Here is a 13,123-nt window from a genome sequence, read left to right on the forward strand (position 1 = left end):
CCGAGCTGCGCCCCATCCATGCCGACTGTGCGGAATGTACTTACTTTATTTCGCGTAAGGGCAAGCTCACGCTCGACCCATGCTCCCCGCCAGTTCCGATCTGCAGCAAAGGCGGCCTGCCATGCGGAACTTGCCCGCAATGATCTTTGTCTGCGCCTGCAATCGATAGACGAATGCGGCTGCCCTCGGAAAATCGCCATGCTGTAGGTAGCAGGGGAATGGTGACGCGTTCGAACAGGCCCGGAGTCAAGGGCGAGGCATCGTCCTTGCGGAAAGAGCGGAACGGCCATGTCGTCTGGTAGCCGGCTGGGCATGGGGATACTTTGCGATGCAGCAGGCGCAAAATGCCTTCCGTGACATAGCGTTCTGTTCCATCGGCTTCGATCTCGGTCAGGTAAACAAAAAGTGCTGCGTCCGGTTCGCTGCTGCTGACCCAGAGGTCGGCCACCACATGGCCTGCTAATTCCGTCTGTACCTTCAACGGTTCGGACGTGAAGCTGCACATCGCGTCTGTACGGCCTTGCCAGTCGGGGTAATACTCGATGCTATTGATCGCTGCGATGCGCTCGTAGCGTGTGCCCGCGCCTGTGCCGATCGAAAAATCGACTTGGTAGTCACGATGCATGGGTGCTGCCAGGGGAGCAGTTTCCAGCGTCTGATTCGGACCTAGATAGCTCGTATGCGTTTGCGCTGCGCTGTACGGAGGCCATTGTTTCGCACTGCGCCACTGCTCTGCATGCAGGGCATAGTAATGAATAGGATCCTCGTTTTCCTGGCCGGTCTGCATGCCGAGCAGATAATGATCAAAGAACCGCAAGATTTCCGCGAGCCACGGGAAATCCGCCATCTGTGTGGTGCGCCACGGAGAAATATCGATACGGGCTCCATGGTCCCAGGGCCCCAGCAACAGGTGCCGGGGATTCTTCGACAAGGTCAGGTAGCGTGAGATTGCGCCGTTCATATACCCGCCGCCGTCCATCCAACCCGAGACGGAGAGTACCGCCACGTCCTCGGGAATTTGCGCCGCCAGGCTGTAGGGGCTGAACGTGGCAGAACTGAACGTAGGGTCGTAGGGCAGCGGGTCTTCGCGAAAACGGAATTCGGGCATGAATTCAGTCTGGCGGAAATTGCCCAAATGCTGATGGATCGCTTCTTGCAACAGCACCCCGTCGGGGTCTTCATCGACCGGTTGCGGCCCTTCAAAATCGGGGTTCGCATAGTAGACGAACCTGTGCAGCATCTCGCGGCGATCGTGGTCGAGCGCCACCATCAAGTCGTCATAGCTCTGCGTCAGGGCTTTCAGTTGGATCCCACCGGGGAAATAGTTGTCGGTGTAGGTATCCCAAACAGAAAACAACGGAGCTATTGCCTTTACCGACGGATGGCGAGTGCTGGCGAGAAAGTCCGACGCCGCGCCGAGATACGAAATCCCTGTGGCGCCGACCACGCCATCGGACCACGGCTGGGCGGCAATCCAGTCGACGACTTCGTAGCTGTCATCGCGCTCACGGGGTGATCGAAAACTATCGCGTGTCCCAAAACTGGCGCCGGTGCCTCGCACATCAATGACGACGACGGCGTAGCCGCGCGGCACGAAGTAATCACGAAACTTCGCGGTATTCGGTGCGCATTCGCCGCTGCCGCCGGATTTCAGCTTGAAGCGCCGATAGTAGGGCGTGAAAAGCACGATGGTGGGAAAACGCCCGGGCGCTTGATCGTCAGGAGCTGCTGAGTTGCTTTCCGGAATATAGATATCGACAGCCAAGCGGCAGCCGTCGCGCATGGTCAGATAACGAGACAGAGGGGCGGACAGCCGATAATCGACGGGCCGTGCATCGGCATAGGCTTGGGGAGGAACGACCCAGGCAATGTCTTCGTTCTTGGTGTAGGACTGCATCAAATATCCTGTTGGTGCGCGTGACGCGAGGCCGTAATGACGAATCGGCCGCCGCAGCGTTGCCCTCATATTAGGCAGGGCTTTTTAGGGGCGCCAATATGCAATCCTGATGCGGGCATAGGAAAAAACGATGTGCAGCATTGATCAGATAATTGCCTGCCCACGCTGTAAAGTTCTCACAGATGGTGAGTCGGCCCTTTGTCGTTGAGTATGATGGAATTCTGAAATAGGAAATTCCGATGGACCTGCGACAACTCAGATATTTCACCCGTATTGTTGAGCTGGAGAGCATCACGGCAGCGGCCGAGACGTTGCATATTGCGCAGCCCTCGCTGAGCCAGCATGTGGCCAATCTAGAGAACGAGCTCGAGACGCAATTGTTGTTGCGGGGGCCAGCTGGTGTGCGCGCCACGGATGCGGGCAAACTGCTGTACCGGCACGCCAAAATGGTGTTGCGGCAAGTCGAGGAGGCTAAGTCCGCGCTTAAACACGGCCGGGATACGCCCGCCGGGCATGTCACTATTGGGTTGCCCACCAGCACATCGCGTGTGCTGGCGTTGCCGTTGATCGAGGCGGTGGCAGAGCATTATCCGGAAGTATTGCTTGAAATCATTGAGGGCAGCAGCGCCGATTTAGCGGTGGCAGTGTCTCTGCACCGGATGGACATTGCCGTGGCCATGGACGTGCAACCGCAGCCCACCCGGATGACGACAACGCCGTTGTTGATGGAGAGCCTCTATCTCGTCGGCCCAGACCTGGGCCTCGAGGCGATTACACTGCAGCAAATGGCGGAGTTGCCGTTGGTGTTGCCGAGTTTTCCCAACTCGGTACGTGTGTTGGCAGCGCGTGCTCTTGCCGAGCAGGCTCTCTCTGTGAACCTCATCGCTGAAACCAGCGCGGTATCCGTGTTGCTCGCGCTGGCTCGTGCAGGGCGGGGATGGACAGTGTTGCCGGCATCGGCCGCGGTCGGTCCCGAGGCCGATGCCGATCAGGTGGCGTTCACACCGATTGCAGATCAGAGCTTTAACCGCAGGGTCTCGGTGTGCATGTCCTTGTCGGCCGAGAAAAGCGGTGTCTGCACCCATATACATCGGATGCTCATCGAGGTCGCACGCAATCTAGTGCAGACCAAACGTTGGGCGGGCGTGACTTGGCTGGCAGATGCTGGCCATCGCGCAGCTCGGATGTAATTCGCGGCGTACCATCGAACCGTGAACGCTGGAGTCCAGGAGAGTGTTACTCAACCTGAATGCCGGTACGAGAGATGAAGTCTCCCCATACCTTCGCGTCGGCCTGAGCTCGCGTGCGGATGTTGTCGGCCGTGCCGGACAGAGGAATAAAGTACAGATCTTTCAGCTTTTTGTTGATCACGGGATCGGCAATAGTGGCTTGAATGGCGGCATTCAGTTTGTCGACCACGGCTTGATCCAGCCCTACCGGGCCGACGATCGCGAACCAGCCCGGCATGGGGGGGACTTCGATCCCGGCTTCTTTGAGAGTAGGAACGTCAGGCAGGTCGCTGGCGCGCTGCTCGGCCAATACAGCCAGAGGGATGACATTGCCGCCCTGAATTTGCGGCAAGGCCGAACCTACTACGCTGGTCATGAGGTCCACTTGGCCACCGATCACAGCGTTCAAGGCGGGACCTGATCCTTTGTACGGAATATGTTTGAGTTTGATACCCGCGCCCGCAGCAATCATCTCCGTGGACAAGTGCGTCGAGTTGCCCGCGCCAGCACTGGCAAATGTCACGGTGTCAGGGGCAGCCTTGGCTGCGGACAGCAGCTCTGCAAGAGTCTTATACGGGCTGTTTTTCCCTGCTACCAAGACAAACGGCGTGTCGACGACGGGCGAGACATAGGTGAAGTCTTTGTCCGGGTCGTAGGGCAGCGAGTGATAGAGAGCGGGATTAAAGCTCATCTGTGACACGCCCGTCAGCAGCAGCGTGTAGCCGTCGGCAGGGGATTTCGCGACATACGACATAGCGACGATGCCATTGGCGCCAGGTTTGTTTTCGACCACGATGGACGCGCCGAGCAGGGATCCCAGTTTTTCCCCGAGCAGACGTGCGACGACGTCACCGCCTGAGCCTGCTGATTGCGGCACGACCAATCTGACGGGATGGTCGGGATACGCCTGTCGCGCGGCCTGTGCGGCCGACCCGAGAGAGGGTGCTGCCGCGGCCAACAAGGAGCATAGGAGATGAGCCCGGCGGGCTGAGCGGAATTTGAACATTGTTTTCCCCTGAGTCAATGCATTTACTGCGTTTTTGTATAAAGCGGGTTTACGCAGATGCTAGAGACGGGATGATGTCAATTCAAATACCGCTTTCCTATGCGCGTATAGGTTTTTCCTTTGGCTCGGCGAGCGCGGGGAAATGGCCGACGGACTATCCGGGAATGTTCGCCGTTTGCAGCCAATCGCGAATGATCGTTATCACGGCTTGCGGTTTTTCTCGGTGAGGCAGATGCCCGCACCCTTTCATAATCGCGGTCGTGGACCCCGTCTGGGCGTGAATACGGTGTATGTGTTCCAGTGAGCCGTATTCGTCGTTGTCGCCGTGCAGGCTCAATACCGGGCAACGCACTTTGCTCAGATGGTTGTTCAGATTCCAGTCGGCAAAGGCCGGCGATAGCCATGTTTCTGTCCAGGCGCCCAGCACCCAGGCCGCTTTGTCGCCATGGTATTTCTTTAACCGGTCCAGTTGCCCTGGCTCTGCAAACGCGATTTTGGCCTGCCGGATGCCTTCCAAGGTATGGGCTTCGGCAAAGACTTGGGCGGATTCCGTAATCAAGGCAACACATGCGTCGGGATACAGGGCAGCACAGGCAATGCTCATTCCGCCGCCGATGCTGTGGCCAAAGGTGATAAACCGGTCGACGCCCAGGGTGTCGAGTACCGTACGAAAATCCCCGTGTGCCTCCTCGTCAACGAGATCGACACCTACCGTACCCGGATGTGGATCCGAGCGTCCAAAGCCCAGGCGGTCATAGGCAATGACCGGCCGGCCGGTGGCGATGGCCAGTTGTTCGGGGAAGTCCCGCCACAGTTCCACACATCCCAGTGAGTCGTGCTGCAGGACAATCGGCGTGTGGCCGTCACCGGATATGTCGGGTGTCCAGTTGCGGGCGAACAGACGGCCGCCAGGGGTCGGGATAAACGTATCGTGGGTGCTGACGGTCTGCATGGGCGCTCTTCACAGAACAGATCTGTGCAGCATATCAGTTCTGAGTACTGCCGCTTTTCATGCAGCGCGGACTCTGCTCGAGAGGCCGATTTCGCATCCAATTTTGATATGATATAACATACCGTTTTTTTGAATCGGCCGTGATCGGTATTCATCAAAGCCCAAACGCTGGCTCTGAAGATACGGCGCAATGAAATCCAATAACGATGTGCAAAATGAACGCAGGCCGCGACGTCGCAGCCAGTTGCTTGATCGTCCTCGCCACCGTGAGCGGGGCGGCATGGGCGGAGGAAGACGACGCAGAGCGGCGTCAACCAGGCCTGGCGGCGCACCCGTCCACGCTGTCGCCAGTCGTGGTGACGGCAACCGCCTGGGAACGCAGTGAGGCCGAGGCGCCAGCGAGCGTGACCGTGATCGACGGCCAGGCGTTGCGTAGGCAGCCCGTCCTGGACCTGGCTGACGCGGTGCAAGATACCGTCGGAGTGGGATTGGAGGACGCCGGTCTGGGGCGCCGAGGCATCTCGATTCGCGGCATGAGCGCAGAACACACGCTGATGCTGGTCGATGGTCAGCGTATCAATGCCTCGGCTTCCGCTATCTCTCATTCCGATTTCGAGTTGGGTTGGGTACCGACCGAAGCGATCGAACGGGTTGAGGTGGTGCGAGGGCCCATGTCCTCGCTGTACGGTTCCGAGGCTTTGGGGGGCGTGGTCAATGTCATTACCCGCAAAGCTACCGACGAATGGCAGGGCTCGTTCAGCAGTTACGCGGTCTTGAATGATCATGGTCTGGATGGCAATCAGTACAAGAGCGGCTTTTATCTCGGCGGTCCCATCGTACCGGGGACACTGGGGTTGAACGTGTGGGGTGAATTCAATCGCCGGGCGCCGCTGCACGATGCCGCCAATACGGCGTTGACGGCGTTGGACGAACGGCGCGCCGCGTCGGGGCATGTGGGCCTGAGCTGGACGCCCGACGCGCAGCAACGCATTGATGTGTCAGTCGATGCGGGGCACGAAGACCTGGAGGCCTATCGCAGCAATACCGACAACTCGATCTACGGGTCGGAGAACAAGGTCAATCGTCGTCGATATGCGATATCTCACACGGGCGACTGGAGCTGGGGCGACAGCCAGATCCGGTTGTATCGTTCGACGCTTGATCGCCACGCGTGGCGCAGCGACGGTGGTGATGCGACAGGTCCCAATCGTTTCACCGATACGGTGTTGGATGGGCGTGTGGGTTTTGCGCTAGGCCAGATGCACAAGCTGACACTCGGCGCCGAAACGCGGCGCGAACGGTTGGAGGACCCATCTGTCAATCAGCGCGGCGTGGCGTCCTTGGATCATTACGCGTTTTTTGCCCAAGACGAAATTCTCTTCAGTGAACAATGGGAATTGGTGCTGAGCAGCCGTTTTGACCACCACGAGGACTTTGGCTGGGAGTCCAGCCCTCGGGCCTACCTGATGTTTCGCCCGACCTCAGCGTGGACGGTAAAGGCGGGTTTTGGCCAGGGGTTCAAGGCGCCAACGCTCAAGCAATTGTCACCGGACTATGAGTCCAGAGCGGCCATGGGAGGACGAGGGATCGTTCGTGGCAACCCGCAACTGCAACCGGAAACCAACCGTTCATATGAGCTCGGGCTGTCCTATGAACAGCCGCGTTGGTCTGCCGGCGTGACGCTGTTTCATAACGACGTGAGAAACCTGATCGAGACGGTGCGGCAGCCGACCTGCTACGTACCAGGACGAGTGTGTCTCGAGTACGAGAACGTGTCCAAAGCGAGACTGCAGGGGCTGGAGCTGACTGCCGGGGTCGACGTGCTGCGCAACGTACGCCTGGATGCCAACTATACGTACCTCGATGCTGAGGATCGAACGACCGGAGAGCGCTTGGCGGATCGTTCCAGGCATCGCGCCAATGCGACATTGACCTGGGCTGTGACAGACAGGCTGGATACACGGATTCGGACGGAATATATCGGTTCGCAATATCGCTCTGCCACGGAAAGCGATCGTCCGGGCTATACCTTGTTGCATTGGTACCTGGATTATGACGTCAATAGCCATTTGAGCTTGCATGCAGGTATTGAAAACCTGACCGATGAGCGGCTTGCCAATGACGACGCCGATATCTACGGTCGTGCCGACGAGGGACGGCGTTATTTTGCCGGTCTGACGGCGAGATTCTGATGGCCTGCTTATATCAACACGCCGTGTGGCGTTGGCTGGCTCTGGCGATATGTGCTGCGATGCTGCCGACGCTGTCTGTCGCGCAAGACAGGGCCGTCATACAGGTGTTGCATACGGGGTTTGTTTCCGCAGAGAAGTTTCAGCGTTTGCAGTCGCTCGCTACCCAGCAATCCGTGACGCTGCAGCATCTGAATGTCGAGCAGGCTACGCCCGCCGTACTGGAGCGTGCCATTGAACAGGCAGCATTGCTGATATGGGATGTCCCTAGGCCCAGTGACCGCGCAGCCGTACAGCGGCACTTGCAAGCACTGTCGCCAAGCACCATTCGTCCTCGTCTGATCATCGGCGGCGGCAAGCCGGGCTGGGAACAATTGCCACCGCAATACGGCAAGGCGATGGCAGCGCTTTATACAGCTGGCGGAGCAGAGAATTTCGCTCATTTTTTTGCGTTGGCCAAGGCGCTGAGCGAACGTGCCGAACCGTCGTTGCCGCTGTTGGATCCGCCTGTGCGGCTACCTGCTACGGGTTTTTATCATCCGGATGCGCCGCGCGTCTTTGACAATATCGATGCCTATCTGCACTGGTACACCTCCGTCGCGCAGGCCGCGGTGTCCACGCCCGTAGGCGATCCGTCTTCCGCGGGGCGCATTGCCTTTCTCATTCATCAAGGGGTGGTCGCCGATCTGCTCACCCGCGAGGTGGACCAGCTGATACGGCGCAGCGAGGCAGAGGGTCTGCTGCCGATCGTCTTTTGGTTCGATAGTCAGAATCCGGCCGGGTTGGCCGGGGCGTTGAAAAAGAGCAGCATCGATGTCCTCGTCAATCTGACTCATCTGCAAGACGGCGCGGCGCGTAGCCGGGATTTTCTGGCTCTCGATGTGCCGGTTCTGCAGACGCTGAGATTTCGCGAGGGGGAGGCGAGCGCGTGGCCAGATACGACCAGCGGTATCGGTTCGCGCACGACGGCGGTGTTCTTGGCTGGCCCCGAAGGCTGGGGAATCAGCGACCCGCTCGTCTTGTCTGCGAGCACTGCGGGTATCAGCGATCTGTTGCCTGCACAAGTCGATGCCTTGATGGGAAAGTTGCGCAGCCTCGTCGCGTTGCGCCACACACCAGAGCCTCAGAAAAAACTGGCATTGAAGTTCTGGAATTATCCCGCTGGTGAAAAAAGCCTGGGTGCTTCGCACTTGAATATTCCCAGAAGTATCGTGTCTATCCAGGCCGCGTTGGCAGCGCAGGGATACGCGGTGGGAAAGCCAGTTGTTGAAACCGAAGTCATTGAAACCGCGCAGCGTATGCTGGGCGCTTTATATGGCACCGTGCCGCTAGAGTCGCTGCTGGATGACGATCTAGCAGCGCTCTATCCGTTGGAGGATTATGAACAGTGGCTGTCGGTGTTGCCGGTTGCGCGCCAGGACGAGTTGCGGCGAGTCGGCGTTCCCGCACAGCATCAGGCAGTACGAGAAATAAAGGGCAAGCGCTATTTTGTGATTCCGCGTTGGCAGCTCGGGCATTTGGTGGTGATGCCGCAAATGCCGCGGACCTTTGGCGCAGGGAACCACTATCACGACCTGAGCAGTGCTCCCGACCATCTCTATATGGCGGCCTATCTGTATTTGCAGCAGCAGTACGCGGCACATGCATTGATTCATCTAGGTACGCATGGCACACAGGAATGGTTGCCCGGCAAGGATCGCGGATTGGCGGCGACTGATTACCCCTGGCTCAGTGTGGGCAGTTTGCCTGTGTTTTATCCATACATCCAGGACAACGTGAGCGAAGCTATTCAGGCGAAGCGCCGGGGACGTGCTGTCATCGTCAGCCATCAGACGCCGCCTTTTTCGCCAGCGGGTCTGTACGATCAATTGCGCGATTTGCATCAGTGGATACACGAGTACCAGCAGCTCGACGAGGGGGCAGTGCGTGAGCAGGTCAGCCATCAGATCCGCAGTGCTGCGGTTGCGGCGCATCTGAACGACGATCTGGGATGGACTGCGCAGCAGGCCGAACAGGATTTCAGTGAATTTCTGCAGCAGTTGCATGATCATTTGCATGAACTGGCCCGCCGCGCCGTGCCCCTGGGATTGCACACGTTCGGGCAGGCGCCACAGGCCGAGCATCGTATCAGCACGGTGATGCAGCAATTGGGCCGGCCTTTGTACGACGCATTGGATATCGACCAGGACGAACGTTTTGCGGGTGAGCAAGGCTTGCAGGATAGTCCCGCTTATCGCGCCGTAGCGCAGATGCTGAACCCCGCCGGAAATGAGATGCCGTCCTCGCTGGCGGCATTCGAGCAGCGCGCTCGCGAGTTGGATGCGCATCTGCAAGACACGCAAGAGAATGACATGTTGCTGGCAGGTCTGGCAGGGCGCTTTGTTGTTCCGGGTGCGGGCGGAGATCCCATACGTAATCCGGACGTACGCAGTGGGCGCAATTTGTATGCCTTCGAGGCAGACAAGGTGCCTACGCAAGCAGCCTACGAAACCGCTGCCACTGCCTATGAGCAACTGGTCCAGGCGTTCCAACATGAACACGCTGGAGCCCGGCCGCAAAAGCTCGCATTCAGTCTATGGGCATCCGAGGCGACTCGGCATCTAGGGGTGACCGAGGCTCAGGTCCTGCACGCACTGGGCTTGCGGCCGGTTTGGGATAGTGGTGGAAGGGTTGTTTCATTGGACATCATCCCCGGGGCAGAATTGGGCCGTCCCAGGGTTGATGTGGTGGTGCAGGTCACGGGGGTATATCGTGACCAGTTCGACAGTTTCATGCGACTGCTGGATGACGCACTGACAAGACTGGCCGCGTTGCGCGAACCCGGTAATCCGATTGCGCTCAACAATCAGCGTACTGCCGCCGCGCTGAGCGAGGCGGGCCTTTCTGCTGACGCAGCAGCCGTGGCGGCCCGTTATCGCATTTTCAGCAATGCGCCCGGCGAGTACGGAACGGGTGTGCCGCATCTGGCGCTGGACTCGACTCAATGGGACGCTGACGCAGCGCTGGGCAAACAGTTCTTGCTCAGCAGCCAATATGCCTATGGCGCCGAGGGGTGGGGTGAGAGTCCGGCACAAACCAATGTGTTTGCCGCGCAGTTGCGAGGAACACAGGCAGTCATCATGTCACGTTCGTCGACAGTGCATGGCGTGCTTTCCACGGATCACCCGTTCGAGTTTCTGGGTGGACTATCGGCTGCGATCCGGCATCTCGACGGGCAGGCGCCTCAACTGATGATCTCTGACTTGCGCGACGGTGAGATCCGGACGACGGGGCTCGCACGCTTCTTGTCTGCCGAATTGCGCGAGCGTTACTTGAATCCACTGTGGATAGATTCCATGCAGAAAGAGGGATATTCGGGCACGTTGCAGGTGCTGAACGTCACGAACAACCTGTTTGGCTGGCAGGCGGCGGATGCCAGTACGGTGCGCGACGATCAATGGCAGGCGTTGTTCGATACCTACGTCAGCGATACGCGAGCGCTGGGAACCGGGGAATGGTTCGAACAACACAATCCGACGGCACAGGCCCAGGTGCTGGAGCGTATGGCGGAAGCGATTCGAAAAGGGTACTGGGACGCTTCGGAGCAGACGCGCCGAGCGTTGGCAGAGCGTTGGCAGGAGTTGGCGCAGCGGTTCGACGTCGATACCGGCGCCGAGGTGACACGGCAGTACATCGCAGATATGGCCCAGGGGTTCGGCCTGGATGCACGCGCTGCATCGGATGCCGGTCCAGCGGCAAAACCGAGCCAGCCCGACTCGCCAGCTGCGCAGTCGCCGCAGTCTGTTCAAGGGCAAGTCTTGGAGCCCGTCGAGCCCGCTGCGGTTTCCGAGGATGCTTCGCCCCGGTGGGTATTGCTGCTGATGCTGATTTTGCTCGGTAGCGGCGCATTGCGTCAGGGATTGCGTAGCCGGCATGTCAGCCACGCTACGCAATAACACATCATCTCAGAGGGTTTATGTCTTTCTTTGCAGAAATCGAAACGCTGCTATATGCCGTGTCGCGTGTCTTCTTGGCCCCGGTGATGCTGTTGATCGCTGCGGCCTTGGGTTATGCCTTGTACATGCTGGGAGCGTTTGCCGTCGAGGCCTGGCAGCGGCGGATGTCCTCTCATCCTCGGGCATTGTTTGTGTTTGCCGATAGGGCAGCATATGGTGATCGGATGACCAGTGACGACATTGAGTTGTGGATCATGCGGCAGCTCGAATGGCTGCGCATTGTGTCACGCTCTGCGCCGATGCTGGGCCTGATTGCCACCATGATTCCCATGGGCCCGGCATTGCTGGCGTTGGGCAATAACGACGGCGCAAGCGTGGGCCGCAATATGGTCGCTGCGTTTTCCGCTGTGATCCTGGCGCTGTTGGCAGCGAGCATCTGCTTCTTTATCCTGACGATACGCCGGCGTTGGTTATTGCAGGATTTGCGCGACCTCGAGCGTCAGCGGCAAGACAAGGGAGGATCGTGATGCGCTTCCTGGATGATGACGAGGCCAATGATCCCATGCTGTCTGTCGTCAATCTGATTGACTTGTTCCTGGTGATCATTGGTGTCTTGATGGTGGTGATTGCCGAGAACCCATTGAGCCCGTTTTCACAAGACAAGGTCGTCGTGGTAGAGAATCCTGGCGAATCGGATATGCGTATCACGATCAAAGAGGGCCAGGAGTTGACGCGATATGAATCCAGTGGTGAGGTCGGACAAGGGCAGGGCGCCCGGGCGGGCGTGACGTACCGTTTAGAGGACGGACGCATGATCTATGTGCCGGAGCGCTGACTTGCCAACGAGATGGTGATCCGGCTGGGAGGGGCCTTGCGTGGGCTTTAGGGAAAATTTCGATTTCGGCACGCCTGCATGCCGTGTTTTGGCGTGCTCGATCAGCGCATCGATAAAAACCCGGACACGGGCGGGCGGCGTGCGGCTCGAATACATGGCATATAGCGTGATCGGAGCAAGCCGCCACGTGGGTAGAACCGGTATCAATGATTCGTCGATTTTTGTCGAAAGTGGCAGGGCTACGATGCCGGCGCCTTCGCATGCGAGACGATGCGCCAGGTTCATGTCACTGAGGCCGAGACGGCTTTGAGGCTCGATGACGAGCGGTTGTCCCGTGCTGCGAAAGCTCCAGCTGACGAGCTCTTTACATAGGTCGGCGTAAACGCAGTCATGCAGCGTCAATTCACTGGGATGCTTGGGCATGCCCCGCTTTTTGAGGTAGTGTTCAGAGGCATAGAGTCCGAATTCGACCTGAGCGATACTGCGTGCCACAAGATCGCTGTTGATCTGTGTCCCCCAACGCAACGCGACGTCAAAATCGCGATGCTGTTCCCACTGCGGGCCGTGGTGATAGTCATAGCGAAACTGCAGTTCAGGCCAGGCGCGCGCAAACTGCGGAATGAAAGCGGGCAGTTCAATGGCGTCCAGCATGTCAGGTAGCAATACCTTGAGGGTGCCGCGTGGCTGTGCGCCATGGTCCAGCAATACGTCTTGAGCGTCCTGCGCCTGCTCAATGAGTTGATGGCAGTGTTCGTAATAGAGCTTTCCGGCTTCTGTCAGCAGGATGCGCCTTGTCGTACGCGACAGGAGCTGTACGCCTAGGCGTTCCTCCAGCATGCTCAGACGGCGCGATACGGTCGATGCGGGCATCCCTGTCTGCTCCGCGGTGCGGGAGATGCTGCGTTGTTTCGCAACTTGCACGAAAACCGCAATGTCGTTGAAGTTAAAGTCGAAACCTGATCCGGTTCGTTCCATGACATTAGCCCTTTTTGAGGTCGATGACGGATATACGCAATGAAATTGCGCGGCAGCATTGATGTCAGCAACGATCGAGGACCAATAGCCCAGCTGCTGATGGGT

General features: G+C 58.7%; 9 protein-coding genes. 5 read left to right on the forward strand and 4 right to left on the reverse strand.

Features of this window, described 5'->3' with window-relative positions:
- Positions 1–40 precede the first annotated feature (40 nt).
- Complete coding sequence (locus ACYVIT_RS04050; protein WP_415807719.1) at positions 41–1,897, reverse strand: CocE/NonD family hydrolase; 1,857 nt, start codon at positions 1,895–1,897, stop codon at positions 41–43.
- Between the two features lie 239 nt (positions 1,898–2,136).
- Between ACYVIT_RS04050 and ACYVIT_RS04055 the strand changes: the two genes are divergently transcribed.
- Positions 2,137–3,087, forward strand: coding sequence for a LysR substrate-binding domain-containing protein (locus ACYVIT_RS04055; protein WP_415807718.1), 951 nt, complete (start codon positions 2,137–2,139; stop codon positions 3,085–3,087).
- A 46-nt stretch (positions 3,088–3,133) separates the two neighbouring features.
- On the opposite strand, the gene ACYVIT_RS04060 is transcribed toward ACYVIT_RS04055, so the two are convergent.
- Both ACYVIT_RS04060 and ACYVIT_RS04065 read right to left on the reverse strand, forming a co-directional pair.
- Entirely contained in the window at positions 3,134–4,132 is a 999-nt protein-coding gene (locus ACYVIT_RS04060) for a Bug family tripartite tricarboxylate transporter substrate binding protein (RefSeq protein WP_415807717.1), read from the reverse strand.
- A gap of 154 nt (positions 4,133–4,286) precedes the next feature.
- On the reverse strand, positions 4,287–5,084 hold the full coding sequence (locus ACYVIT_RS04065) for an alpha/beta fold hydrolase (protein ID WP_415807716.1): 798 nt from the start codon (positions 5,082–5,084) through the stop codon (positions 4,287–4,289).
- A 215-nt stretch (positions 5,085–5,299) separates the two neighbouring features.
- Between ACYVIT_RS04065 and ACYVIT_RS04070 the strand changes: the two genes are divergently transcribed.
- Genes ACYVIT_RS04070 through ACYVIT_RS04085 form a run of 4 tightly spaced genes read left to right on the forward strand, consistent with a single transcriptional unit; the run spans position 5,300 to position 12,043 of the window.
- Positions 5,300–7,276 (forward strand): TonB-dependent receptor domain-containing protein, encoded by a 1,977-nt coding sequence (locus tag ACYVIT_RS04070; RefSeq protein WP_415807715.1) that lies wholly within the window; start codon positions 5,300–5,302, stop codon positions 7,274–7,276.
- A complete protein-coding gene (gene cobN / locus ACYVIT_RS04075) occupies positions 7,276–11,208 on the forward strand; it encodes a cobaltochelatase subunit CobN (protein ID WP_415807714.1) in 3,933 nt (1,310 codons plus the stop codon). The genes ACYVIT_RS04070 and cobN overlap by 1 nt, the downstream gene beginning before the upstream one ends.
- Before the next feature lie 20 nt (positions 11,209–11,228).
- Entirely contained in the window at positions 11,229–11,735 is a 507-nt protein-coding gene (locus ACYVIT_RS04080) for a MotA/TolQ/ExbB proton channel family protein (RefSeq protein WP_415807713.1), read from the forward strand.
- Positions 11,735–12,043 (forward strand): DUF2149 domain-containing protein, encoded by a 309-nt coding sequence (locus tag ACYVIT_RS04085; protein WP_415807712.1) that lies wholly within the window; start codon positions 11,735–11,737, stop codon positions 12,041–12,043. The genes ACYVIT_RS04080 and ACYVIT_RS04085 overlap by 1 nt, the downstream gene beginning before the upstream one ends.
- Here the strand turns inward: ACYVIT_RS04085 and ACYVIT_RS04090 are convergent.
- A complete protein-coding gene (locus ACYVIT_RS04090) occupies positions 12,005–13,018 on the reverse strand; it encodes a LysR family transcriptional regulator (protein WP_415807711.1) in 1,014 nt (337 codons plus the stop codon). The two genes, ACYVIT_RS04085 and ACYVIT_RS04090, sit on opposite strands and share 39 nt — an antisense overlap.
- Between the last annotated feature and the right edge of the window lie 105 nt (positions 13,019–13,123).

It is taken from the genome of Bordetella muralis (assembly GCF_054781015.1).